Origin of the sequence: Polynucleobacter sinensis (genome assembly GCF_001595985.1) — a bacterium.
Lineage (GTDB): Bacteria > Pseudomonadota > Gammaproteobacteria > Burkholderiales > Burkholderiaceae > Polynucleobacter > Polynucleobacter sinensis.
This window is the reverse complement of sequence record NZ_LOJJ01000001.1, coordinates 212,689-234,457: the sequence shown is the minus strand read 5'-3', so window position 1 is coordinate 234,457 and position 21,769 is coordinate 212,689. Positions and strand designations below refer to the sequence as shown.

25 protein-coding genes and 1 tRNA gene are annotated in these 21,769 nt (G+C 45.8%); 6 read left to right on the top strand and 20 right to left on the bottom strand.

Going from position 1 to position 21,769, the window contains the following annotated elements; translation table 11 throughout:
* The first annotated feature begins 5 nt into the window (after positions 1–5).
* Positions 6–665: a GNAT family N-acetyltransferase gene (locus AOB49_RS01300; RefSeq protein WP_062307008.1), complete on the top strand. Its 660-nt coding sequence runs from the start codon at positions 6–8 to the stop codon at positions 663–665.
* On the opposite strand, the gene AOB49_RS01295 is transcribed toward AOB49_RS01300, so the two are convergent.
* Genes AOB49_RS01295 through AOB49_RS01285 form a run of 3 tightly spaced genes read right to left on the bottom strand, consistent with a single transcriptional unit; the run spans position 662 to position 2,328 of the window.
* Positions 662–1,006 carry a c-type cytochrome gene (locus AOB49_RS01295; protein WP_062307006.1) on the bottom strand — a complete coding sequence of 115 codons (345 nt, stop codon included), beginning with the start codon at positions 1,004–1,006 and terminating at the stop codon, positions 662–664. The two genes, AOB49_RS01300 and AOB49_RS01295, sit on opposite strands and share 4 nt — an antisense overlap.
* Positions 1,007–1,032: 26 nt before the next feature.
* Positions 1,033–1,692 (bottom strand): BON domain-containing protein, encoded by a 660-nt coding sequence (locus AOB49_RS01290; RefSeq protein ID WP_062307003.1) that lies wholly within the window; start codon positions 1,690–1,692, stop codon positions 1,033–1,035.
* A 33-nt stretch (positions 1,693–1,725) separates the two neighbouring features.
* Positions 1,726–2,328: a phosphoheptose isomerase gene (locus tag AOB49_RS01285; RefSeq protein ID WP_062307001.1), complete on the bottom strand. Its 603-nt coding sequence runs from the start codon at positions 2,326–2,328 to the stop codon at positions 1,726–1,728.
* Between the two features lie 104 nt (positions 2,329–2,432).
* Between AOB49_RS01285 and rsmI the strand changes: the two genes are divergently transcribed.
* Positions 2,433–3,338 carry a 16S rRNA (cytidine(1402)-2'-O)-methyltransferase gene (gene rsmI, locus AOB49_RS01280; RefSeq protein WP_062306999.1) on the top strand — a complete coding sequence of 302 codons (906 nt, stop codon included), beginning with the start codon at positions 2,433–2,435 and terminating at the stop codon, positions 3,336–3,338.
* 40 nt (positions 3,339–3,378) lie between these two features.
* Here rsmI and AOB49_RS01275 read toward each other — a convergent pair whose 3' ends face one another.
* Entirely contained in the window at positions 3,379–3,879 is a 501-nt protein-coding gene (locus AOB49_RS01275; protein ID WP_062306996.1) for a c-type cytochrome, read from the bottom strand.
* 104 nt (positions 3,880–3,983) lie between these two features.
* Between AOB49_RS01275 and AOB49_RS01270 the strand changes: the two genes are divergently transcribed.
* The 3 genes from AOB49_RS01270 (at position 3,984) to AOB49_RS11950 (ending at position 5,510) form a co-directional block, all read left to right on the top strand.
* Positions 3,984–4,059, top strand: a tRNA-Arg gene (locus tag AOB49_RS01270).
* Positions 4,060–4,140: 81 nt separating this feature from the next.
* On the top strand, positions 4,141–5,283 hold the full coding sequence (locus tag AOB49_RS01265) for a fatty acid desaturase (protein ID WP_062306993.1): 1,143 nt from the start codon (positions 4,141–4,143) through the stop codon (positions 5,281–5,283).
* Between the two features lie 41 nt (positions 5,284–5,324).
* Positions 5,325–5,510, top strand: coding sequence for a hypothetical protein (locus tag AOB49_RS11950; protein ID WP_129560400.1), 186 nt, complete (start codon positions 5,325–5,327; stop codon positions 5,508–5,510).
* Positions 5,511–5,533: 23 nt separating this feature from the next.
* Here AOB49_RS11950 and AOB49_RS01260 read toward each other — a convergent pair whose 3' ends face one another.
* Positions 5,534–6,166: an MBL fold metallo-hydrolase gene (locus AOB49_RS01260; protein ID WP_062307328.1), complete on the bottom strand. Its 633-nt coding sequence runs from the start codon at positions 6,164–6,166 to the stop codon at positions 5,534–5,536.
* 79 nt (positions 6,167–6,245) lie between these two features.
* Between AOB49_RS01260 and gcvH the strand changes: the two genes are divergently transcribed.
* Entirely contained in the window at positions 6,246–6,638 is a 393-nt protein-coding gene (gcvH, locus tag AOB49_RS01255; protein ID WP_062306991.1) for a glycine cleavage system protein GcvH, read from the top strand.
* Here the strand turns inward: gcvH and priA are convergent.
* From priA to mnmG, 15 genes are all read right to left on the bottom strand, one after another.
* Positions 6,635–8,767, bottom strand: coding sequence for a replication restart helicase PriA (gene priA / locus AOB49_RS01250; protein ID WP_062306988.1), 2,133 nt, complete (start codon positions 8,765–8,767; stop codon positions 6,635–6,637). The genes gcvH and priA overlap by 4 nt on opposite strands.
* Positions 8,768–9,027: 260 nt before the next feature.
* Positions 9,028–10,146, bottom strand: coding sequence for a uroporphyrinogen decarboxylase (hemE, locus tag AOB49_RS01245; protein ID WP_062306984.1), 1,119 nt, complete (start codon positions 10,144–10,146; stop codon positions 9,028–9,030).
* Between the two features lie 9 nt (positions 10,147–10,155).
* Complete coding sequence (locus tag AOB49_RS01240; RefSeq protein WP_062306982.1) at positions 10,156–10,572, bottom strand: F0F1 ATP synthase subunit epsilon; 417 nt, start codon at positions 10,570–10,572, stop codon at positions 10,156–10,158.
* A 21-nt stretch (positions 10,573–10,593) separates the two neighbouring features.
* Positions 10,594–11,994: a F0F1 ATP synthase subunit beta gene (atpD, locus tag AOB49_RS01235; RefSeq protein ID WP_062306980.1), complete on the bottom strand. Its 1,401-nt coding sequence runs from the start codon at positions 11,992–11,994 to the stop codon at positions 10,594–10,596.
* Between the two features lie 55 nt (positions 11,995–12,049).
* A complete protein-coding gene (gene atpG, locus AOB49_RS01230; RefSeq protein ID WP_062306978.1) occupies positions 12,050–12,919 on the bottom strand; it encodes a F0F1 ATP synthase subunit gamma in 870 nt (289 codons plus the stop codon).
* A 17-nt stretch (positions 12,920–12,936) separates the two neighbouring features.
* Positions 12,937–14,478 (bottom strand): F0F1 ATP synthase subunit alpha, encoded by a 1,542-nt coding sequence (gene atpA / locus AOB49_RS01225; RefSeq protein ID WP_062306975.1) that lies wholly within the window; start codon positions 14,476–14,478, stop codon positions 12,937–12,939.
* A gap of 45 nt (positions 14,479–14,523) precedes the next feature.
* Positions 14,524–15,060 carry a F0F1 ATP synthase subunit delta gene (locus AOB49_RS01220; protein WP_062306973.1) on the bottom strand — a complete coding sequence of 179 codons (537 nt, stop codon included), beginning with the start codon at positions 15,058–15,060 and terminating at the stop codon, positions 14,524–14,526.
* Between the two features lies 1 nt (position 15,061).
* Positions 15,062–15,532, bottom strand: a complete 471-nt coding sequence (locus AOB49_RS01215) for a F0F1 ATP synthase subunit B (protein ID WP_062306970.1) — start codon at positions 15,530–15,532, stop codon at positions 15,062–15,064.
* A gap of 63 nt (positions 15,533–15,595) precedes the next feature.
* The gene (atpE, locus tag AOB49_RS01210; RefSeq protein ID WP_012357116.1) at positions 15,596–15,862 is read right to left on the bottom strand and encodes a F0F1 ATP synthase subunit C; all 267 of its coding nucleotides are present in this window, start codon (positions 15,860–15,862) and stop codon (positions 15,596–15,598) included.
* A 45-nt stretch (positions 15,863–15,907) separates the two neighbouring features.
* The gene (gene atpB, locus AOB49_RS01205) at positions 15,908–16,783 is read right to left on the bottom strand and encodes a F0F1 ATP synthase subunit A (RefSeq protein WP_062306966.1); all 876 of its coding nucleotides are present in this window, start codon (positions 16,781–16,783) and stop codon (positions 15,908–15,910) included.
* 38 nt (positions 16,784–16,821) lie between these two features.
* Positions 16,822–17,325 (bottom strand): ATP synthase subunit I, encoded by a 504-nt coding sequence (locus AOB49_RS01200; protein WP_245640581.1) that lies wholly within the window; start codon positions 17,323–17,325, stop codon positions 16,822–16,824.
* A 60-nt stretch (positions 17,326–17,385) separates the two neighbouring features.
* A complete protein-coding gene (locus AOB49_RS01195; RefSeq protein WP_062306964.1) occupies positions 17,386–18,273 on the bottom strand; it encodes a ParB/RepB/Spo0J family partition protein in 888 nt (295 codons plus the stop codon).
* 24 nt (positions 18,274–18,297) lie between these two features.
* The gene (locus tag AOB49_RS01190) at positions 18,298–19,068 is read right to left on the bottom strand and encodes a ParA family protein (RefSeq protein ID WP_062306962.1); all 771 of its coding nucleotides are present in this window, start codon (positions 19,066–19,068) and stop codon (positions 18,298–18,300) included.
* A gap of 24 nt (positions 19,069–19,092) precedes the next feature.
* Positions 19,093–19,755, bottom strand: coding sequence for a 16S rRNA (guanine(527)-N(7))-methyltransferase RsmG (rsmG, locus tag AOB49_RS01185; protein ID WP_062306959.1), 663 nt, complete (start codon positions 19,753–19,755; stop codon positions 19,093–19,095).
* Complete coding sequence (gene mnmG, locus AOB49_RS01180) at positions 19,748–21,673, bottom strand: tRNA uridine-5-carboxymethylaminomethyl(34) synthesis enzyme MnmG (RefSeq protein ID WP_062306955.1); 1,926 nt, start codon at positions 21,671–21,673, stop codon at positions 19,748–19,750. Before mnmG ends, rsmG begins: the two co-directional genes overlap by 8 nt.
* Positions 21,674–21,769 lie beyond the last annotated feature (96 nt).

Below are 21,769 nucleotides of genomic sequence, written 5' to 3'. Positions count from 1 at the left end.
TTGCTATGCACAATAAATTAGCGAACAGTCACTTACCCGCCAAGCCATATACAACAGGCCTGGTGCTGCCTGTTCGTGTTTTGCATGCTGGGCATAAAGATGAAATATTGCAACATCTACTTCTATTGAATGAAGAAGATCGTCGACTACGCTTTGGCACGCAGACCCCGGATGAGGTGATTCACCACTACGTAGAACATCTGGATTTCGATAGAGACGCGGCATTTGGTAGCTTTGATAGTCAACTTAAGCTCATCGGAATGGCGCACTTGGCTTACCTGCCCAAATCCCAGGATGAAGCACAGGCTGCTGAATTTGGCGTATCAGTATTGCCAGAGGGGCGCTCGCAGGGGATCGGCACAGCCTTATTAACTCGCGCTGCAGTTCACTCCCGTAATACTGGTATCGAGACGCTCTATGTGCACTGCCTGGCCAACAACCGAGCCATGATGCATCTAGCCCAGAAGGCGGGGATGCGTATTGAATATGCCTATGGCGATGCCGATGCCTATCTGAAATTACCGCCAGCAAACTCAAGCACCATAGTAGAAGAGGCTGCCAATGAACAGTGGGGCGGCTTTGACTATGCGCTCAAAGAAAACCTTAAGCGCTCAAATGATGCGTGGTGGTGGTTTTTAGGAAAGCCCCAAATTAACGCGCGTTAATTTGTGCTGGAAGCGCCGCGCAATATCCAATCAATCAATAAAGATAGATCTGCGTCGCTTAATTTTGAATTTCCTGGCATAGGAACAACACCCCAAGAGCCAGCACCACCCTTCAATATTTTATTTTTTAAAAATACTTTTGCATTGGGATCATTTGCATATTTTTTTGCAACATCCTGAAAGCTTGGGCCGACAATTTTTTTATCTTTTGCATGACACCCTAAACAAGCATTTTGTTTTGCAATAGCTTGCGCCCTGGAAATATCTACTTCAGCACGTGCACATGTCAAAGAAAAAACAAATGCTACGAAGACGACGGCACAACGCGTACAGCGCCCCATTAAAAGCATTTGAGTGAAGGTCGATTTTAGTATTTTGGCGGGAGATTAGGCTGAGACTCATCCGCCTTACCTTGCTTCTCTAAGCGCGCTTTCTCCGCCTCAGAAATAATATCGAAGTATGCAAAGACATCTTTAACGCCATTAGTATTACTTGCAATCTTCTTCGCGATATCAGCTTCATTCTGAGTAAGAATCCCCATCAGATAAACGCTAGTTCCTTCAGCAACAATCGCCATTGAGTTTGAAGGCAACTTGTCAGTAAAGATCATCTGGGTTTTAATTTTTGATTCAAGATATGAGTCATTGGCGCGCGCAGTGTAAGTACTATTAGGCCCGATAACCAATTCATTAAACACAGAGCGAGCATTCTTCATGGCTTTCACATAGGCTTCAGCTTGACTCTTAATATCTAAATCTTTCGCTTCGCCCGTTAGCAATACTTTTTGATTAAACGAAGTCACATTAATATGCGCATCATCACCGAAGCGCTTCGCCAAGGCATTGCTAGCCTCCAGCTCAATACCTTTATCGATTGCTTGCACGGCCGGAGGACGTCGATCAGCCATAATCGCAATGCCGCCAACCACGCCCGTGGATGCCGCTCCCACAGCAACCACTGCGCATGCAGAAATCTGTGAAAGCATTAGAACTAAAGCAAAATATTTACCAATGGTCTGAATTCGCATATGCCTATTCTCTGAAAATAATTTTTTAATTACTTAATCAAGCAATAAATGATCAACCCCATCGCACAAGCTATGAAGCAAAACTAAATGTGTTTCTTGAATGCGGGCAGTGCGAGTAGAGGGGGCACAAAGATGAATATCATCCGCATCTAAGAGCGTAGTAATTTTTCCGCCACCATTTCCAGTGAGCGCAATAATTTTGATTCCCATTTTTTTAGCGGCCTCAATAGCCTTCACTACATTTTTTGAATTTCCTGAAGTAGAAATCCCAAGCAAAATATCTCCCGACTTTCCAAGACCTCTCACTTGCTTGCTAAAGATCTCGTCATAGCTGTAATCGTTACCTACCGCCGTCAAAATTGAAGTGTCCGTTGTCAACGCAATTGCCGCCAACTCCTGCCGCTCTCTTTCAAATCGACCAATGAGTTCTGCAGAAAAATGCTGCGCATCTGCAGCAGAGCCACCATTACCGCAGGCCATTACTTTTCCACCAGCGCGCAAACAATCAGTCATAGCAACTACACCACGCGCAACTTGTTCAGGAAGAATTTTTTCTGCAGCCTGCTTAACAGCAATGCTGTCTAAAAAATGCTGGGACGCGCGAGCGCGCAAACGTTCGAGAGTATCTTTATCCATCGCATTATTATGCGCCAAAGTGCCGACAATTACGTAGGCTCGCCCGTTTGACTAAAAGCGACGTATTCTCTTACTTATTAATACTTCTTATACGAAACATTTCCATGGAACTTAGCTCCTTTGACTTTCTAAAACAGCAGGATATGCCAGCTGGAGCCCTCTATATGGTCGCTACGCCAATTGGAAATCTGGGTGATATCACTCTGAGAGCACTCCATGTTCTTAACTCGGTTGATGGGATAGCGTGTGAAGACACTAGACATAGCGGACCCTTGTTACAGAATTTTGGTATTCATAAGAAATGTCTTGCCTTGCACGAGCACAATGAAATCGAAGGCGCACAAACTGTAATTCAACACCTTGCTCAGGGTAAACGCTGGGCATACATCTCTGATGCCGGCACTCCAGGCGTTTCAGATCCCGGGGCCAGACTAGTTAATGCCGTGCAGAACGCAGGATTTCGGATTATCCCTATTCCCGGTGCCAGCGCGGTATCTACGGCAATTTCTGCAAGTGGCTCGGTTATGTTGCCATCAGAAGGCCGCTTTCAATTTCTAGGTTTTTGGCCCAACAAAACAAAAGAGCGGGATGCGCTCATTCAAGATATCCGCATCAACTCAAAGACCAGTATTTTTTTTGAGTCGCCCCACCAAATTAAAGAAACGTTGTTGGACTTAAGCAAACACCTTGAGGGCGAGCGACAAATTCTCATTGGCAGAGAGCTTACAAAAAAATTCGAGCAGTTAGTTGCTTTACAGATTTCAGAAATCCCAGCCTGGCTGGAAACTGCTGAAAGCCTTAAGGGTGAATTTATTATTTTGGTTGCCGGGCGGCAGGCCAACAACCATGAGACCCTAGAGCACTCCTCACTCTTGGTCTGGGCAAATGCATTAAGCCCTTATTTAGGAAGCAAAGAAATTGCTGCCGTACTTTCTCAGACCCTCGGGCTTAGCAAGAAAGAGGCCTACCAAGTTGCATTAGACGCAAAAGCACAAAGCGAGAAGAAATAAAAAAGCTGGCTATATGCCAGCTTTCTCGATGCACTAAAAATTATTTAGCCGCTGGTTCAGCAGGCGCTTTGGGCTCTGCTAATTTACCGCCAGCAGAGTTTGCCAAATACACAACGGCACGACCTAATTCATAGTCGCTAATATCAGTTGGACTGGCTCCACCACGCGCAGGCATTGCGCCCTTGCCTTTGATTACAGAAGCCAATAGGCCATCATATCCTTTGCCAAGGCGTGCACTCCAAGCACCAGCATCGCCAAATTTCGGGGCGCCCGCCGCACCACTTGCGTGGCATGATGAACAGACCGCTTTATAAACTTGCTCTCCAGTTTGGACTTCGCGTGGAGCGCTGGCATCTTTAAAGTTTAGCTGTGCGACCGGCTTAATAAGTTGATCAGCAGAAGCTGTAGTATCTGAACGCTTGCCGTTATTAACAAATACCATTAGCAACAAAATAATGATCAGGGGCACAAAGAAGCTTGCAAACACCATGATGATTAGTTGTTTAGGGTTCTTAATTAAACTTCCGTGCTCTTCGCTCATAGGACTTTTATCGTTTGACGGGTTGTAGGGTTACTTTGCCGTGATTATAACGAGTGCTTGTCGAGTTAGGCACTTACAATAGCGAGGTTACCGTTTTACTGCTGGCGCCCGTAGCTCAGTGGATAGAGTATTGGCCTCCGAAGCCAAGGGTCGCAGGTTCGATTCCTGCCGGGCGCGCCAAACTAAGGGGTTTTTTGACCTACATCATGCGTAAAATCATGAAAAAGGCTATCATTTGCACCTAACTTATTGATTCTTATCATGTCAAATCATCTAAATCCATCTCTCTCTGAGCCATCAATCGCCAATCCTTTGGCTCCTGATTTGCCATTGCCGCACCGTAAAATCATTCGCAGCTGGTTGATTCCTATGGCTAAAGGAGAAACTGCTAAAGCAATAATGCTATTGGTAATTGACGCACTTTTATGGTTGGGCTGTATCGCTGGAACGATTTTCTTTGAAAGCATCCTCCTCAAGATCATCTTGGGCGTGGTTGCCGGCTTTGTTACAGGCCGTATTTTTATTCTTGGTCATGACGCCTGTCACCAAAGCTTCACACCACACCGTGAACTTAATAAGTTGCTTGGCCGCATTGCATTCCTGCCATCCCTTACGCCATATAGCTTGTGGGACGTAGGCCATAACGTAGTACACCACGGTCAAACCAATCTCAAAGGCTTTGATTTTGTTTGGGCTCCGTTATCAAAAGCTGAATTTGATGCCTTACCAGCTTGGCGCAAGACATTAGAACGCCTCTACCGCAGTGGCTGGGGCCCTGTTTTCTACTACCTGATCGAAATCTGGTGGAGAAGGGAGTATTTCCCTAATGCGAAAAACAAGCCCGGTGATCGTCCAATTTTTCTTAAAGACAACCTATTGGTCACTGGTTTTGCCATTATTTGGATTGGTTGCCTGATTGCTGGAGCTCTTGCCACCGGTCAATCCATTTGGCTTGGCTTAATTACTGGCTTTGCCATTCCTTTCTTGTTTTGGAATGGCATGATTGGCTTCGTAGTTTATGTTCACCATACCCACCCATCAGTCTCTTGGTATGACAAGAAATCTGAGTGGTTGCGCGCCCAACCCTTTGTATCTACTACGGTGCATTTGACCTTTAACTGGATTTGGGGCTCCTTGATGCATCACATCATGGAGCACACAGCCCATCATGTGGACATGAGCGTACCCCTTTATCGCCTCCAGGAAGCTCAAAATACCCTTGAAACCATTCTTCCAGAGCGTATTTTTGTTCAAAAGTTCTCTTGGGCCTGGTATTTCGATACTGCGCGCAAATGCAAGCTATATGACTTTGAAAATAAGGCTTGGCTCGATTTTGATGGCAATAAGACGGCTGATTCCGTGAAAGTTGTCCTGAGCCCAGCCCCAGCTGGACAAAACGGGTAAAATAGATCTTCTGTACAAGATTTGGATTACCCGGATTGCCCATGACTACCTCGACTCCAGCTGCCACCCAAGATACCTCTCAGAGCCTTAAATTTTGCTCTTCTTGCAGTCGCGAAAAACGCCTGGAGGGCGGCACATGGATTCCAACCAGCAACCGTAAGCAACGCTGGATTTGTGCAAGCTGTTTATACAACCGCACACACCGAACTGGTTCTGCAAAAACCTAATTTATTGAATTAGTTTTTCCCACTTAATCACCCACATAGGGATTTGTTTGGCGCTCTTTACCAAACGTAGACATCGGGCCATGGCCAGGAACAAACTGTACGTCATCCCCAAGTGGCCAGAGCTTTGTCTTAATAGCATTAATTAGATCGGCATGATTGCCGCGCGGGAAATCTGTCCTACCAATGGAGCCCGCAAATAGCACATCCCCTACCAAGGCCAAGCGATCCTCTTTATCAAAAAACACAACGTGTCCGGGTGTGTGCCCAGGGCAATGCAATACCTCTAAGTCAACATTACCAATCTGCACATGATCACCATCCTCAAGCCAGCGCGTGGGCACAAACGCTTTAGCGTGGCCAAAACCGAAGCGCACCGTTTGCTCAGGCAATTGATCTAACCAAAATTGTTCATCAATTTGCGGTCCCTCGATGGGAACGCCTAATTGATCAGACAAATCTTTTGCTGCCGCACAATGATCGAGATGGCCATGGGTTAACAAAATCTTTTTTACGGTACCACCCATCTGCTGCACGCCTTCAAGAATTTTTTCAATGTCTCCACCCGGGTCAACCACTGCGGCATCACCAGTTTCTTGGCAAACTAAGATGGAGCAATTCTGCTCAAATGGAGTAACAGGAACAATTCCTAATTTGATTGGCATAGATGTAAAGCCTTAAATGGTTAAGTCACTAGTTTATGGCAAAGAAGCTAGAATATATCTCACAGGATAGAAAATGAAGACACAAGATACGTTTCGATTTGCACAAACCCATGAGTGGGCTAGCCAAGAAGATGATGGGTTGATTTGGGTTGGTATAAGCAATCATGCCCAAGAAGCCTTAGGCGATGTCATGTTTTTTCAGGCGCCCAAAATTGGTCAGCAAGTAAAGCAGGGTGAAGCGATCGCTGTTATTGAATCAGTGAAAGCAGCTAGTGATATTCACGCGCCCGTTAGCGGAGAAGTCGTAGCCCTTAATGAGAAGATGGATGCAACTCCTGAGATTATTAATGAGAAGCCTTATGCTGTCTGGCTCTTTAAAATCAAGCCCTCAGACAATACAACACTAGCTAATGAGCTAGCAACCCTTATCAGCCTCGAAGAATATAACTCTTCTGCTGGAGCTTAAATCGCAATCGGATCTCGCTCAATTAGCCAACGAACGCGCGAAGATTTACTAATGCGTCCCTGAGAATCTTTGCGCAACTCTTGATCAATCATCTCCAGCGCCTCCTGCAACACTTTTCGATTTGCAGATTCAACGACAAGCTGAGCGCGTTCTGAACCGGCCACACGCATCACTGGCTTGGGTACCGGATCATAGATTTTTAATTCGGGATTAATAAGGCCCTTAGTTTTTAAACCTCTCTTTAACTCGTTTAAAAATAGAATTGCCTTTTCTAAATTCTTTGCCTCTGCATGTATAAGAGCTTGATAAGAAAACGGGGGTAGAGCAGACTCCTCCCTTTCATTGGCAGTAAATGTTAAAAATCCATCAACATCATGACGTAATAAGTGTTGGAATACTGGCGACTCCGGATACTGTGTTTCAATATAAATAGCGCCACCCTCATCGCCATCTACACCAGATCTTCCGGCACGGCCTGCCACCTGTACTAACTGCGCGAATAATCTCTCTGCAGCCCTAAAATCCGCAGAATACAAACGACTATCTGCATCCAATACCGCAACCAGTCCAATATTTTGATAATCGTGACCCTTGGCAATCATTTGTGTGCCCACAACAATATCTACATTGCCGTCATGAATTTCCTGAAAGAGCGCCTCTGCTCCTTTACTCTTTCTAGTGGAGTCTGTATCCACTCTTAGGACCCTTGCTTGTGGCCACATTTCCTCTATTGCATCTTCAAGCTTTTGTGTGCCATGTCCCAGAGTTTTCAAATCTGCATTGCCGCAATCTGGACAGTGGCCCGGAATAGAAGTAGCCAAGCCACAGTGGTGACAACTCAGCACTGCGCGCCTTCCTAAAGCACCAGCCTTATGCATTACTGTGTATGTTGAACATTGCGAGCACTTTGATAGCCAATTACATGCATTACAACTGAGCACTGGTGCATAACCACGGCGATTGATCAAAATTAAACTTTGTTTTTTCGCCTCAAGTGTTTTTGATATTGCATTAGCCAGCGTCTTCGTAATCAAACTTTTTTGCTTTGGCGCACTCGCGTCTCCTGGACTAAATTGATTTTGTGGGTCTCGCGTATTAATCAAATGAACACTGGGCAAACTTGCGCCCCGAGCCCTTTGATCAAGGCGAATGTATTCATAGCGCCCAGACTGGGCTGCCATCCAAGTTTCTAATGATGGCGTAGCGGATGCCAGCAAGATTGGTATTCTTTGATCGTGAGCGCGCCATATTGCCAAATCTCTTGCGGAGTATCTCGTTCCATCTTGTTGCTTATATGATGAATCATGTTCCTCATCTACAACGATTGCGCGCAAATTTGGCAGCGGAGTTAAGGCCGCCAAGCGCGTGCCTAAAATGATTTGCGCCTTGCCTGTCATCGCCTCTAACCAAGCAATCCCTCGTTTCTTTTCACTTATCCCACTGTGCAATACCGACATTGTCTTATCTGGAAAATAAGCTCGAACGCGCCTCTCTAATTGTGGTGTTAAATTGATTTCCGGCACAAGTAAAAGTATTTGCGCCTTATCATCCCTCAAAATACTTGCCAACCAATTTAAAAAGACCGCCGTCTTTCCGCTGCCTGTTTGACCCTGCAATAAGATCGCCCTAAATTGATTTTCTTTTTTTCCGTTCGCCAATAACGCCTCTAGGGCATTCTTTTGATCTGGATTTAATTGATCTAAAGTGATCAATCCTTCAGCCACCACATCACTCTTATTTTTGCTCTTCTTATCTGCTGATGCTAATTTTTCTGGAATCTTTTCCCAATCATCTGGCTTTTTCCACATCTGCGGAATTGCTGGCAATATTGTTTCGCCTAATGAGTGGACGTAATAGTGGCTGGCGAAGTTCATCAATCCCAAAAGCGCTGAATCAAGCGGGGGGAGTGGGGCAATCCGATCTACTGATTTCAGCTTCTCGATTTCATAAGCAGAGTGATCACTCACTTTAATAACGACACCAACGGCCTTTGATTTTGCAAAAGGGATTTCCACAAGCTGCCCAATCTGCGGCAATCCGCCTAATTTTTCGGCATCCCATAGATAATCAAAACCTTGGGCTAGAGGCTTATCAAGCACCACTTGAACCACTATGGGTTTAATGATCATTTCCTAAGTTTTCTAGCTTTGCTTGTGGATAAGTCTGTGGATATCATTTAAAAACTGGTAATTTTTTTGTTATTTTATAGGAGGGATTATCGATACTTAATTTCTCTAATTTTACAAAAATCCATATATATCAGTAATTTAGACAATCTATTAAAGGTGAAGGCTTATATTAGTGACGAATCTCACTGTATTTAGGCGCATGCACATAACTGTGCATAACTTTTGCTAACCTTATTAATAAAGTTAGCAATTACTTGGGATTATTGCTTGGACCTAAGGGCTTTTGACTTGGCTACTACTGTCTCACATAGAGCGCTAACACTCTCTGGTGGAGTGAACTGATTAATGCCATGACCTAAATTGAAGACATGTCCATCAAGAGGGTGTAGATCGGGTTTTAGTGCCGGGGCACCCGCCAAATCTTCTAAAAGACCTTCGGCAGCAGCTGCAACTTGCCTTGCTCCTGAAAATAAAATGAGTGGGTCTAGATTTCCCTGTAACACCAAAGGCTTATTAATGTCTAAAAGTTGCTGTCGGGCACGGCTTAGACGCATCGTCCAATCAATTGCAATGACATCCGCACCGACTTGAGCCATATCATTTAGCCAAATTCCGCCACCTTTTGTAAACATAATCACTGGGATCTTACGCCCCTCATGCTCTCTTGGTAGTAAAGCAATCACTTTCTGCATCGCAGATAAAGACATTCGCTGATACCAGCCATCGGGGAGGAGGCCGCCCCAAGTATCAAAAATCATTACCGCCTGCGCTCCAGCCTTTACTTGCTCTATTAAATAAGCAGCTACCGACTGAACATTAATCTCTAGAATATGCTCGAGCAGGTCTGGGCGACTAAACATCATCGTTTTAGCATGACGGAAATCATCAGAACCGGAACCATCAATCATGTAACAAGCTAATGTCCAGGGGCTTCCGGAGAAACCAATCAAAGGCACTCGCTGCTTACCATCCTGTATTAGTGCTTTTCGAATCTCAGAGACGGCATCAAATACATATTTGAGTTGACCCATATCTGCTACACGAAGATTTTTAACTGCATCTTCTGTACGCAATGGATGATCAAAGCTGGGGCCTTCGCCAGCAGTAAATTTCAATCCCAATCCCATAGCATCGGGAATGGTCAAAATATCTGAAAATAAAATTGCCGCATCCAGTGGATAGCGATCTAGCGGCTGAAGTGTTACTTCAGTTGCATAGGCGGGATTTTTTGCAAGACCCAAAAAACTACCGGCCCGTGCTCGGGTGGCATTGTATTCTGGGAGATATCGGCCCGCTTGGCGCATGAGCCAAAGTGGTGTTTGATCAACCGCTTCACCCAAGCAGGCTTTTAAAAACCGGTCATTTAACAACAAGGAAATGGCCGGCTTTTACTTTTTACGACGGAAACGTGCAATCGCCGCCAACTGTGCAGCAGCCATCGCAAACTCAGATTGAGCCAAAGCCAAATCAAAGTCTGTACCACGATTCTGCATTGCTTCTTCTGCGCGCTTCTTGGCTTCGTTTGCCTTAGCCTCATCCAAATCATGTCCACGGATGGCAGTATCTGCCAATACGGTTACATGATCAGGCTGCACTTCTAAATAGCCACCCGCAACAAATACAAACTCTTCGTCACCGTCGGCTTTTTCAATACGAACTGAGCCCGGACGAATGCGTGTAATCAAAGGGGTGTGGCCGCGCAAAATACCGAGCTCACCACTTTCACCGGGAAGCGCAACAAACTTGGCTTCACCGCTGAAAATAGATTGCTCAGCACTTACTACATCGACGCGTATGGTTGACATAATTTCCCTAGATGAGTTCGATTAAAGCTTCTTAGCTTTCTCGATGGCTTCATCAATTGAACCCACCATGTAGAAGGCTTGCTCAGGCAAGTGATCCAATTCACCGCTACAAATCATTTTGAAACCACGGATAGTTTCTTTTAATGGAACGTATTTGCCTGGTGAACCAGTAAACACCTCAGCAACGTGGAAAGGCTGGGACAAGAAACGCTGAATCTTACGTGCACGTGATACAGCCAATTTGTCTTCTGGTGACAATTCGTCCATACCCAAAATTGCAATAATGTCACGCAATTCTTTGTAACGTTGCAATGTCATCTGCACATCACGAGCCACTTCATAGTGCTCTTGACCAACCACTTGTGGGTCGAGCTGACGGCTGGTTGAATCCAATGGATCAACCGCCGGATAAATACCCAATGCAGCGATGTCACGTGACAACACAACTGTGGAGTCTAAGTGTAAGAAGGTTGTCGCTGGCGATGGATCGGTCAAGTCATCCGCAGGAACGTAAACAGCCTGAATAGATGTAACAGAACCAGTCTTAGTAGAAGTAATACGCTCTTGCAATTTACCCATCTCTTCAGCCAAAGTAGGTTGGTAACCCACAGCAGAAGGCATACGACCTAACAACGCTGATACCTCAGTACCGGCGAGTGTGTAGCGATAAATATTGTCAACGAAGAACAAAATGTCACGGCCTTCGTCACGGAATGCCTCAGCCATTGTCAAACCAGTCAACGCAACGCGCAAACGGTTGCCAGGAGGTTCGTTCATCTGACCAAACACCATCGCCACTTTGTCGATAACGTTAGATTCTTTCATCTCGTGATAGAAGTCATTACCTTCACGAGTACGCTCACCAACACCGGCGAACACAGACAAACCGGAGTGTTGCTTAGCGATGTTATTAATCAATTCCATCATGTTCACGGTCTTTCCAACACCCGCACCACCGAACAAGCCAACCTTACCGCCTTTTGCAAACGGGCAAACTAAGTCAATAACCTTAATACCCGTTTCTAACAAGTCAACAGAAGGTGAGAGCTCGTCAAACTTTGGTGCTGGCTGGTGAATAGCGCGGCGCTCTTCAGTCGCAATCGGACCCGCATCATCAATTGGGCGACCCAAAACGTCCATGATTCGACCCAACGTTGCTGGACCAACTGGAACAGAAATTGGCTTACCAGTGGAAGCAACTTCCATGCCGCGACGCAAACCATCGCTTGCACCCATCGCAATCGCGCGAACTACGCCATCGCCGATCTGTTGCTGAACTTCAAAGGTCAAACCTTTTTCAGCAAATGATTTTTCGCCACTTTCAACTAATGTCAACGCATCATAAATGTTTGGCATTTTGTCGCGTGGGAACTGAATGTCCACCACTGGACCGATACATTGCACGATATTTCCGTTACTCATCGCATTTCTCCGCTTTTAATTCCTGAATTCTTTCGTATTCTTAAACGCTGACCGCTTAAACTGCGGCCGCTCCGCCAACAATCTCTGACAGCTCTTTAGTAATAGCAGCCTGTCGTGTTTTGTTGTAATCCAATTGCAATTCGCCGATGACATTCTTCGCATTATCTGAAGCGGCCTTCATTGAGACCATCCGCGCAGATTGTTCTGAAGCCATATTTTCAGCAACAGCTTGATAAATCATTGCTTCCACATAGCGCTTTAACAAGCCATTCAAAATGGACTCTGCATCAGGCTCGTAGATGTAATCCCAAGAGTTGCCTGCCTTTTCTTCCGGAGTCAAGGCTGCTGGCTCCAATGGCAAGAGTTTTTCTAGAACAGGCTCTTGTTTCATTGCATTAACAAAGCGGGTGTATGCCAAATAAACAGCATCAATTTCTCCGCGCTCAAACGCTTCTAATTGGGCGGTAATGGCGCCAATCAAAACATCCATATGTGGCGTATCGCCGATTTGGATTGTTTGAGAAATCAATTTTGCTTTTGAACGATTTAAAAACTGAAGACCTTTCGAACCGATGGCGGTGTACTCAATGCCAACATTCGAATTTTCCATATCGCGCACCTGGTTTGCAATCAGACGCAATACGTTGGTATTCAAACCACCGCACAAGCCTTTGTCTGTTGTAACCAAGATAGTGCCAATCTTCTTCACCTCACGAGTTGCCATGTAAGCAGGGCGAAACTCAGGATTAGCTTTCGAAAGATTTGCAACAATCTCACGAATTTTCTCAGCATATGGACGCGCATTACGCATGCGCTCTTGGGCACGACGCATCTTGGATGCGGCGACCATTTCCATTGCCTTCGTGATCTTGCGCGTGTTTTGCACGCTCTTGATCTTAGATCGTATCTCTTTTGTGCTTGCCATGATTTATGCGAGCCCTCTTAGAAGGAGGCTGAACGCTTGTAATCCTCAATCGCAGCACGCAAAGCGGCTTCGTCTTCTTTGCTCAAATCTTTAGTCTCTTCAATACGCGCAACTAAGTCAGCGTATTTAGATTTCAAATGATCTTGCAAGCCTTTTTCAAATGCCAGCACGTTCTTCACTTCAAGATCATCGAAGTAGCCGTTGTTAACAGCGAACAATGAAGCTGCCATTTCCCAAACTTGCAAAGGCTTGTACTGAGCTTGCTTACACAATTCAGTAACACGACGACCGCGCTCCAACTGTTTGCGGGTAGCTTCATCAAGATCGGAAGCAAACTGAGCAAACGCCGCCAATTCACGATATTGCGCCAAGTCAGTACGAATACCGCCGGACAATTTCTTAATAACTTTAGTTTGTGCTGCACCACCAACACGAGACACTGAAATACCGGCGTTAATCGCAGGACGTATACCAGCGTTGAACAAGTCAGTTTCCAAGAAGATCTGGCCGTCAGTAATCGAAATCACGTTAGTTGGAACGAATGCCGAAACGTCACCAGCTTGAGTTTCAATAATTGGCAATGCGGTCAATGAACCTGTCTTACCTTTTACTGAACCATTTGTAAATTTCTCTACGTATTCAGCGTTTACACGAGCAGCACGCTCTAACAAACGTGAGTGGAGATAGAACACGTCGCCAGGGTATGCTTCGCGACCTGGTGGGCGACGCAAGAGCAAAGAAATCTGACGGTATGCAACCGCTTGTTTTGTTAAATCGTCATAAACGATCAATGCATCTTCGCCGCGGTCACGGAAGTATTCACCCATTGTGCAACCAGCATATGCTGAGAGGTACTGCATCGCTGCAGACTCAGAAGCACTTGCAGCAACAACAACGGTGTATTCCATTGCGCCTAGCTCTGTGAGCTTACGAACAACGTTAGCAATGGTAGAAGCTTTTTGACCAATCGCAACGTAAACGCAATAAACGCCTTTACCTTTTTGGTTAATAATCGCGTCAACCGCAACCGCTGTCTTACCTGTTTGACGGTCACCAATGATCAACTCGCGCTGACCGCGCCCGATTGGAACCATCGCATCAATCGCTTTCAAACCAGTTTGCACTGGCTGGCTAACTGATTGACGCGCGATAACGCCTGGAGCAACTTTCTCGATAAAGTCAGTTAACTTCGTATTAATTGGGCCTTTGCCATCAATTGGTTGACCAAGCGCGTTTACAACGCGACCGAGCAACTCTGGGCCAACTGGAACTTCCAAAATGCGGCCTGTACATTTAACCGGGTCGCCTTCTTTAATGTGGGTGTACTCACCCAACACGACAGCACCAACAGAATCGCGCTCGAGGTTTAACGCGAGGCCAATAGTGTTGTTTGGAAACTCCAACATTTCGCCTTGCATAACACCAGACAGGCCATGTACACGGCAAATACCGTCGGTCACTGAAATTACAGTGCCTTCGTTGCGAAGCTGGGAGTCAACACCCATTTCGCTGATTCGGCTTTTGATCAGTTCACTGATCTCGGAAGGGTTGAGTTGCATTACTTACTCCTGGGTCTTATTTCGTATGTTCTTAATAGGGATAACTTATGCGCCAAGACTTGCTTGCATTTGAGCCAACTGTGCCTTGACTGAACTATCCAACACTTCGTCGCCAACCTGAATGCGAACTCCGCCAATCAATGCTGGATCTACCTGAATAGTTGGGCGCAATTCTTTACCCCCAAAGCGCTTCTTCAAACTCGACAACAAATCATTTAGCGCAGAGCCCTCTAATGGGAATGCGCTAGTAATCATTACCTCTGCTGCACCTTCGCTCTTATTTTTCATCGCCTCAAATTGACGCGCAATTTCAGGGACAGCTGCCAAGCGGTGGTTTTGATTCACAAGGCTCAAAAAACTTGAGATCTTGCCGTCCAGCTTTGTCTTCACCATGCCGGAGAGCAATTTAGTCAAGTCATCTGCGGAAACTTTTGGATTGTTAGAAAGCACAGCCACTTCTGGCAATGCAGCAAGCTGCGCCAATTCATTTAATTGTTCTAAACATCCAGCAAGCTCAGCAGGCTTTGCACTTTGAAAAAGCGCTTCAGCATATGGGCGTGCAATCGTGGCTAAATCAGCCATATCAAAGTTCTGCCTTTAGTTGATCAAGCAATGCGCCATGAGCCTTTGCATCTACTTCGCGACGCAAAATTTGCTCTGCACCTTTAACAGCCAATAGAGCCACTTCAGCACGCAATACTTCACGTGCGCGAGTTACTTGTTGATCTGCATCTTGCTTAGCCTGAGAAATGATGCGAGCAGCCTCAGCCTGTGCATTGGCGCGAATTTCTTCAGCGGACATTTGCGCACGTTTTTCAGCTTCTGCAACACGTTGCACACCTTCCTGGCGTGCTTTTGTTAACTCTTGTTCAGCCACATTGTTTGCCAAAGCAAGCGCTTCTTTGCCACGCTCGGCGGCAGCCAAACCATCGGCAATTTTTGATGAACGCTCATCTAATGCCTTAACTAGTGGAGGCCACACAAAGCGTGCAACTACCCACCATAAGACAAAGAAAACGATCATTTGCGCGAATAGGGTCGCGTTCAGATTCACGATATTCCTTTCAGTATTGTTGAGAACGGTTGGATGACCTGGTGGTCATCCACGCCAAAACAATTACTTAATAACTGCGAGCAGTGGGTTTGCAAAAGCAAACAACATTGCCACACCAACGCCGATCAAGAACGCTGCGTCAATCAAACCAGCCAAAAGAAACATCTTAGTTTGGAGTGGCTCCATCAATTCTGGTTGACGTGCACATGCTTCAATGTACTTACCACCCATCAATGCAATACCCAAACATGCACCAATAGCACCGAGGCCAATGATGATGCCGATAGCGATTGCTGTGAAACCTTGAATGTTTGCGAGAAATTGTTGCATGTTGCTGACTCCTGAAGTTAAAGAGATAAGTTAAAAATAAAAATCTTAGTGATGGCTATGCGCTTGCCCGATGTAAACCAAAGTCAACATCATGAAAATAAAGGCCTGCAACAAAATAACCAAAATGTGGAAGATGGCCCAAGCTGATCCAGCAATAACATGGCCCACCAATCCGAACAGGGATAAATCTAAATTAAATGTCCACACACTACCAAGCAATGCGATCAGCAGGAACACCAACTCGCCGGCATACATGTTACCGAACAGTCGCATTCCCAAAGAAACGCCTTTTGCAAGATATTCGATGATGTTCAAAGCAAGGTTAAATGGAGCCAAGTACCACTTAGCACCGAATGGGGCAGAAATTAGCTCATGCAAGAAACCGCCCACACCTTTTACTTTGAAGCTGTAGAAAAAGACCAAAACCAAAACTGATAGGGACATACCCATGGTGGCATTCAAATCGGTTGTCGGTACCAATCTGTGATGTGGCACATGCACACCAAAACTCTCGATGAAATGATTTACGCCCAAAACCCAATCTACGGGAATGAGGTCGAGAGTATTTAAAAGAATGATCCAGAAGAATACAAAGAGTGCGAGTGGCGCTATGAAAGTACGATTTCCGTGAACAATACTTTTAGCCTGCGTATCAACCATCTCAACAATCATTTCCACGAAACATTGGAAGCGGCCTGGAACTCCTGGTGTTGCACGACGGGCTGCAATCAACAAAATGATTACAGAGATGAGGCCCATTAAGGAAGCCCAAAAAATAGTGTCTAAATTGATAACGCTGAAATCAATAATGGATGACTGTGGGCCACCAGTATTTGTAAGGTTTTGAAGGTGCTCAGAAATGTACGCTGTTGGCGTCATTTGCTCGGCTGCCGCGTGGGCTTGGTTTACTTCGCTAGACATCTCTTAACTAGTCCTTTGGTTCAATCTCATTATCACTCTTAGCGCCAAAACCACGCCAGCCACACACACTTCAAGGCAAGCACATAAGTCACCAATAAGGGGACCCAATGCACGCCCGGGATTAAGTACGCTATCCCAATAAACAGCATCAAAGTCGTGACAATTTTGATAAATTCGCCAGAAACCAATGCTGCCAAATAATTCCCTGGGTTCAATATCTGCGTTTTTTTTGCCAATTCCAGCCTAGTTAAAAACAAAGCTGAGGGCAAGACGCTAATTAAACCACCTAAAAAGGCCGACTGAGTATAAAGGCTTACCCCTACCGGCTCCCCAAAAATTGACCAAAACAACATGCTGATAGCTGTAATCAGCACTTGGGCCAAAATAATTTTCCAAGGCGAAAGGGCTCGATACTTTGTTGCATTGCTTTGCTGCAGAGCAACAATTTCTTCCTTGCTATAGACCCGAATAACCTCTTCTTCGGGTTCATCCCATTCATTTGCCTCGGAGAATCGATTTTTTTGAGGAATCAATTTAGCCACGGAAGTTTAATGTGTGCACTGCAATATGTCAAAGTATTTGGGGACATTTTTTGACCCTGCTTAAGACTCAATACCCAACTTTTTTAATAGGGAATCTAGCTCATCAAATTGGCTAAAACGGATTCTGAGCTCTCCGCCCTTGCCCTTGAACTTAAATTCGGCATTCAAGCCTATTAAATCAGCAATTTCTTGGGTCAATCGACGCATATCGGGATCGCGACCCGGAGCCCCACCATCTGTTTTGGGTTTGGCTTTTTTATCCCCAATTTGGCCACCAGCAAGCGCCAGTGCGGTAGACATTCTCTCGGCCTCTCTAACTGACAATCCCTGCGCGGCAATTCTTTGGGCAAGCGCTACTTGACTGGCGCCCGGCAAGGGGAGAAGGGCGCGGGCATGGCCCATATCAATGTCTCCAGCTAAAAGCATTGCTTGCACTGGCTTTGCCAGTTGATTTAAACGCAACAAATTAGTAACAGCGCTACGCGATTTACCCACTGCTTTTGCGGCCTGCTCGTGAGTAAAGCCAAACTCTTCGATTAAACGCACCAAGCCTTGAGATTCTTCCAGCGGATTCAGATCTTCGCGCTGCATATTCTCAACCAAGGCCATCGCTGCCGCAGCTTGATCATTGGCACCGGATACCAGCACAGGAACCTCTTTTAATCCCGCTAAAGTTGCCGCACGAAAGCGACGCTCACCAGCAATAATTTCATATTTACCAGGAGCAACTAAGCGCACTAACAATGGTTGCATAACACCTTGCTCACGAATGCTATCAGCCAACTCTTGCAATGCGCCAACTTCCATTTTTTGACGTGGCTGATATTTACCAGCCTGCAAAGCCGTCAATGGCAAACGATTGATATCAGCTGAAGCTTCTTTTTGCGCTTTATCACCAAGCAGGGCTTCAAGACCACGACCCAAACCTTTTTTCTTAATTACAACCATAGTATTTTTATTCTTTCTAGCTTCTTACATTTCTTTAATGCGCTCAATCATTTCAGCACCAAACTCTAAATATGCTTTAGCGCCACGAGATGATTTATCAAAAGCGACCCCAGGAAGCCCGTAGGAAGGAGCCTCGGCCAGACGTACATTACGAGGAATAATGGTTTTGAAAACCTTGTCGCCAAAATGCTCAAGCAACTGCTCCGACACTTGTTGCTGCAATGTCATGCGTGAATCAAACATCACTCGCAATAAACCAATGATGACTAAATCGGGATTTAAATTAGCATGCACTTGTTTGATTGTGTTTACTAAATCGGATAGACCCTCTAAAGCAAAATACTCACACTGCATTGGTACGATCACACCATTCGCCGCACACAATCCATTGAGTGTTAATAATGACAGCGCGGGAGGGCAGTCAATCAAAATAAAATCATAGTCGTTTGCAACAACAGCAAGCGCATCCTTCAAGCGTTGCTCACGCGAATCTAAATCCACCAACTCGATTTCTGCACCAGCTAAATCTCGATTTGCTGGCAACACATCGTAACCAGAACTCTCACAAGGTTGGGCGCAATCCTTCACTGAAGATAATCCGATCAACACTTGGTACACACTAGTTTTCAGATCTGCTTTTTCAATTCCAGATCCCATCGTGGCATTTCCTTGAGGATCTAAGTCCACCAACAAAACCCGCTGCTGATGCCCAGCCAAACCAGCAGCCAAATTCACCGCAGTAGTGGTTTTTCCAACGCCACCTTTTTGATTTGCAATACAGAATATTTTCGCCATGGTTTTTCTTAAAAGATGCTGCGCTTAAAGGGGTAATTTTCTCATGGGGGCCAAGACTAAAAGTCGCCTTTCAACCATCAAATTCGGAATATGAAGAGGCTCATCTGCCACAAGACGCCAGCTATCCATGCATACGCCCTGTAACTCTTCATTTGCTCGCCTTGCTTTCATTGCAAAAACTAAGCCATCTGGCCCCAGCAAAGGGAGAGACAACTCTAAGAAATGGGCAAGATTCGTAAAGGCCCTTGAGATAACGGCATCAAACTGCCCAGGCCTAAGTTTTGCAACCGCCTCAACACGCTCGCTAAGAACCTCAATGTTCTTTAGACCCAGCTTTCCCCGAACATGCTGCAAAAATGCAGTCTTTTTTCGAATAGCCTCAATCAGAGTCAGATGCCAAGTTGGTTGCAAAATAGCAATCGGTATTGCTGGCAAACCACCGCCTGAGCCAAGGTCAGCAATCCTGGGGTTTGCCATACTCAAAAACTGTCTCATTATTGGTAAAACTGTAATAGAATCAATAAGATGCAGACGAATAGAATTTTTCTCGCCCTCAATCGCAGTCAAGTTATGCACCTGATTCCAGCGGCCCATTTCCTGCAAAAATAACTCCAAATCAGCGATATTTTCGGGCTTTAGGCTTAACCCTAAACTTCCAATCCCAAGATCCAATAACTCACTACTCATGCGCTTCTTCTTGTGTGCGGCCCAAACCTTTTTTCAGGTGGACCAACAATAAAGATAAGGCTGCTGGCGTCACACCAGAAATTCTGCCCGCCTGACCGAGCGTCCCAGGCTTGTGCAGGTTAAGCTTTTGCTGAACCTCCTTAGATAAACCCAAAACCTGAGTGTAATCAAGTGAGTCCGGAAGGGGGTAGGACTCATTGTGTCCTTGACGAGCAATCTCCACCGCCTGTCGCTCTATATATCCTTGATATTTAATGGAAATTTCCACCTGATCACTAATTTGTTGAGACAGACCCAAATCATCATCTAGAGTTCCCGGAGACCACATACCATCCGCCAAGGCCATAATTGCCTCATATGTAATGCCAGGGCGCCTCAAAATATCGGCCAAACTACACTCATGGGATAAATTTTGGCCCAATAATTCTGATACCAATTGGGCTGAAGAGTGCTTTGGTCCAATCCAAATATCCTGTAGGCGAGATGTTTCACGTGAAACAGCCTCTTGCTTTCTACAAAATACCCCCCAGCGATAATCATCAACCAGACCCAATTCACGACCTATGGTGGTTAAACGCATATCTGCGTTATCTTCACGCAGACTCAGGCGATACTCAGCCCTGCTGGTAAACATACGATAGGGCTCTTGAACGCCCAATGTAATAAGGTCATCAACTAAAACGCCGATATAAGACTCGCTACGCTTGGGCAACCAAGGCTCTTTGCCTTGGGCAGCAAGACCAGCATTTATTCCTGCCAGCATGCCTTGGGCGGCCGCCTCCTCGTAGCCAGTTGTGCCATTAATCTGACCTGCGAAATAGAGTCCTGTGATGACCCTAGTCTCAAGACTGTGCCTCAAATGGCGCGGATCAAAGAAATCATATTCAATTGCATAACCAGGGCGCACAATCACCGCAGACTCTAAACCACGAATACTTCGAACCAAATCCCACTGAACATCAAAAGGTAAGCTGGTAGAAATTCCGTTGGGGTAGAACTCGTTAGTCGTTAAACCCTCTGGCTCTAAAAAGATCTGGTGGCTATTTCTAGAGGCAAAACGGTGAATTTTGTCCTCAATGGAAGGGCAGTATCGTGGGCCCACACCTTCAATAACGCCGGTATACATTGGGGAGCGGTCTAAGCCGCCACGAATGATGTCATGGGTTTTCTCGTTCGTATGAGAAATCCAGCAAGGAACTTGCTTAGGGTGTTGCTCAGGACGACCCAAATAAGAAAATACTGGAACCGGATCAAGGTCGCCCGGCTGCTCAAGCATGACAGAAAAATCAATTGTTCGGCCATCAATGCGTGGGGGCGTACCCGTCTTTAATCTTCCCTGGGGAAGCTTTAACTCTTTCAGTCTGGCAGACAAAGAAACCGATGCTGGATCTCCAGCGCGACCACCGGCGTAATTATTTAGGCCAATGTGAATCTTTCCATCTAAGAAGGTGCCCGCCGTCAATACCACCTTCTTAGCCATAAACCGAAGGCCCATTTGGGTGACCACACCCTGAACCTCATCGCCCTGAACCAGCAAATCATCAACTGCAGCCTGAAATAGTGTGAGGTTCTTTTGATTTTCAAGGCGACGCCTAATGGCTGCTTTATACAAAATTCGGTCGCCCTGGGCACGTGTTGCGCGAACTGCAGGCCCCTTACTCGAATTCAGGATTCGAAACTGGATGCCAGCCTCATCAGTAGCCGCCGCCATTGCGCCACCCATAGCATCAATTTCTTTAACCAAATGCCCCTTACCAATTCCACCAATTGAGGGGTTACAACTCATAGCGCCCAAATTTTCAATGCTATGGGTAATTAATAGGGTGTCACATCCCATGCGCGCAGCCGCAAGGGCAGCCTCAGTTCCAGCGTGACCGCCGCCAACCACAATAACATCGAAGTTCTTTGAATAACGCATGATTTGCCTCTAATAGGGCGATGATCATAGCATTTTGTTTGTTTCACGTGAAACAAATGGTGGCCCCCATGCATTGAAGTGCTAAAAAAATATTCT

What these genes read in the sequence shown, in the direction of transcription:
- AOB49_RS01300 (WP_062307008.1), top strand. Translation starts at nt 6, where the DNA reads ATGCACAATAAATTAGCGAACAGTCACTTACCCGCCAAGCCATATACA.
- AOB49_RS01295 (WP_062307006.1), bottom strand. Translation starts at nt 1,006, where the DNA reads ATGGGGCGCTGTACGCGTTGTGCCGTCGTCTTCGTAGCATTTGTTTTT.
- AOB49_RS01290 (WP_062307003.1), bottom strand. Translation starts at nt 1,692, where the DNA reads ATGCGAATTCAGACCATTGGTAAATATTTTGCTTTAGTTCTAATGCTT.
- AOB49_RS01285 (WP_062307001.1), bottom strand. Translation starts at nt 2,328, where the DNA reads ATGGATAAAGATACTCTCGAACGTTTGCGCGCTCGCGCGTCCCAGCAT.
- rsmI (WP_062306999.1), top strand. Translation starts at nt 2,433, where the DNA reads ATGGAACTTAGCTCCTTTGACTTTCTAAAACAGCAGGATATGCCAGCT.
- AOB49_RS01275 (WP_062306996.1), bottom strand. Translation starts at nt 3,879, where the DNA reads ATGAGCGAAGAGCACGGAAGTTTAATTAAGAACCCTAAACAACTAATC.
- AOB49_RS01265 (WP_062306993.1), top strand. Translation starts at nt 4,141, where the DNA reads ATGTCAAATCATCTAAATCCATCTCTCTCTGAGCCATCAATCGCCAAT.
- AOB49_RS11950 (WP_129560400.1), top strand. Translation starts at nt 5,325, where the DNA reads ATGACTACCTCGACTCCAGCTGCCACCCAAGATACCTCTCAGAGCCTT.
- gcvH (WP_062306991.1), top strand. Translation starts at nt 6,246, where the DNA reads ATGAAGACACAAGATACGTTTCGATTTGCACAAACCCATGAGTGGGCT.
- priA (WP_062306988.1), bottom strand. Translation starts at nt 8,767, where the DNA reads ATGATCATTAAACCCATAGTGGTTCAAGTGGTGCTTGATAAGCCTCTA.
- AOB49_RS01240 (WP_062306982.1), bottom strand. Translation starts at nt 10,572, where the DNA reads ATGTCAACCATACGCGTCGATGTAGTAAGTGCTGAGCAATCTATTTTC.
- atpD (WP_062306980.1), bottom strand. Translation starts at nt 11,994, where the DNA reads ATGAGTAACGGAAATATCGTGCAATGTATCGGTCCAGTGGTGGACATT.
- atpG (WP_062306978.1), bottom strand. Translation starts at nt 12,919, where the DNA reads ATGGCAAGCACAAAAGAGATACGATCTAAGATCAAGAGCGTGCAAAAC.
- atpA (WP_062306975.1), bottom strand. Translation starts at nt 14,478, where the DNA reads ATGCAACTCAACCCTTCCGAGATCAGTGAACTGATCAAAAGCCGAATC.
- AOB49_RS01220 (WP_062306973.1), bottom strand. Translation starts at nt 15,060, where the DNA reads ATGGCTGATTTAGCCACGATTGCACGCCCATATGCTGAAGCGCTTTTT.
- atpE (WP_012357116.1), bottom strand. Translation starts at nt 15,862, where the DNA reads ATGCAACAATTTCTCGCAAACATTCAAGGTTTCACAGCAATCGCTATC.
- atpB (WP_062306966.1), bottom strand. Translation starts at nt 16,783, where the DNA reads ATGTCTAGCGAAGTAAACCAAGCCCACGCGGCAGCCGAGCAAATGACG.
- AOB49_RS01195 (WP_062306964.1), bottom strand. Translation starts at nt 18,273, where the DNA reads ATGGTTGTAATTAAGAAAAAAGGTTTGGGTCGTGGTCTTGAAGCCCTG.
- AOB49_RS01190 (WP_062306962.1), bottom strand. Translation starts at nt 19,068, where the DNA reads ATGGCGAAAATATTCTGTATTGCAAATCAAAAAGGTGGCGTTGGAAAA.
- rsmG (WP_062306959.1), bottom strand. Translation starts at nt 19,755, where the DNA reads ATGAGTAGTGAGTTATTGGATCTTGGGATTGGAAGTTTAGGGTTAAGC.
- mnmG (WP_062306955.1), bottom strand. Translation starts at nt 21,673, where the DNA reads ATGCGTTATTCAAAGAACTTCGATGTTATTGTGGTTGGCGGCGGTCAC.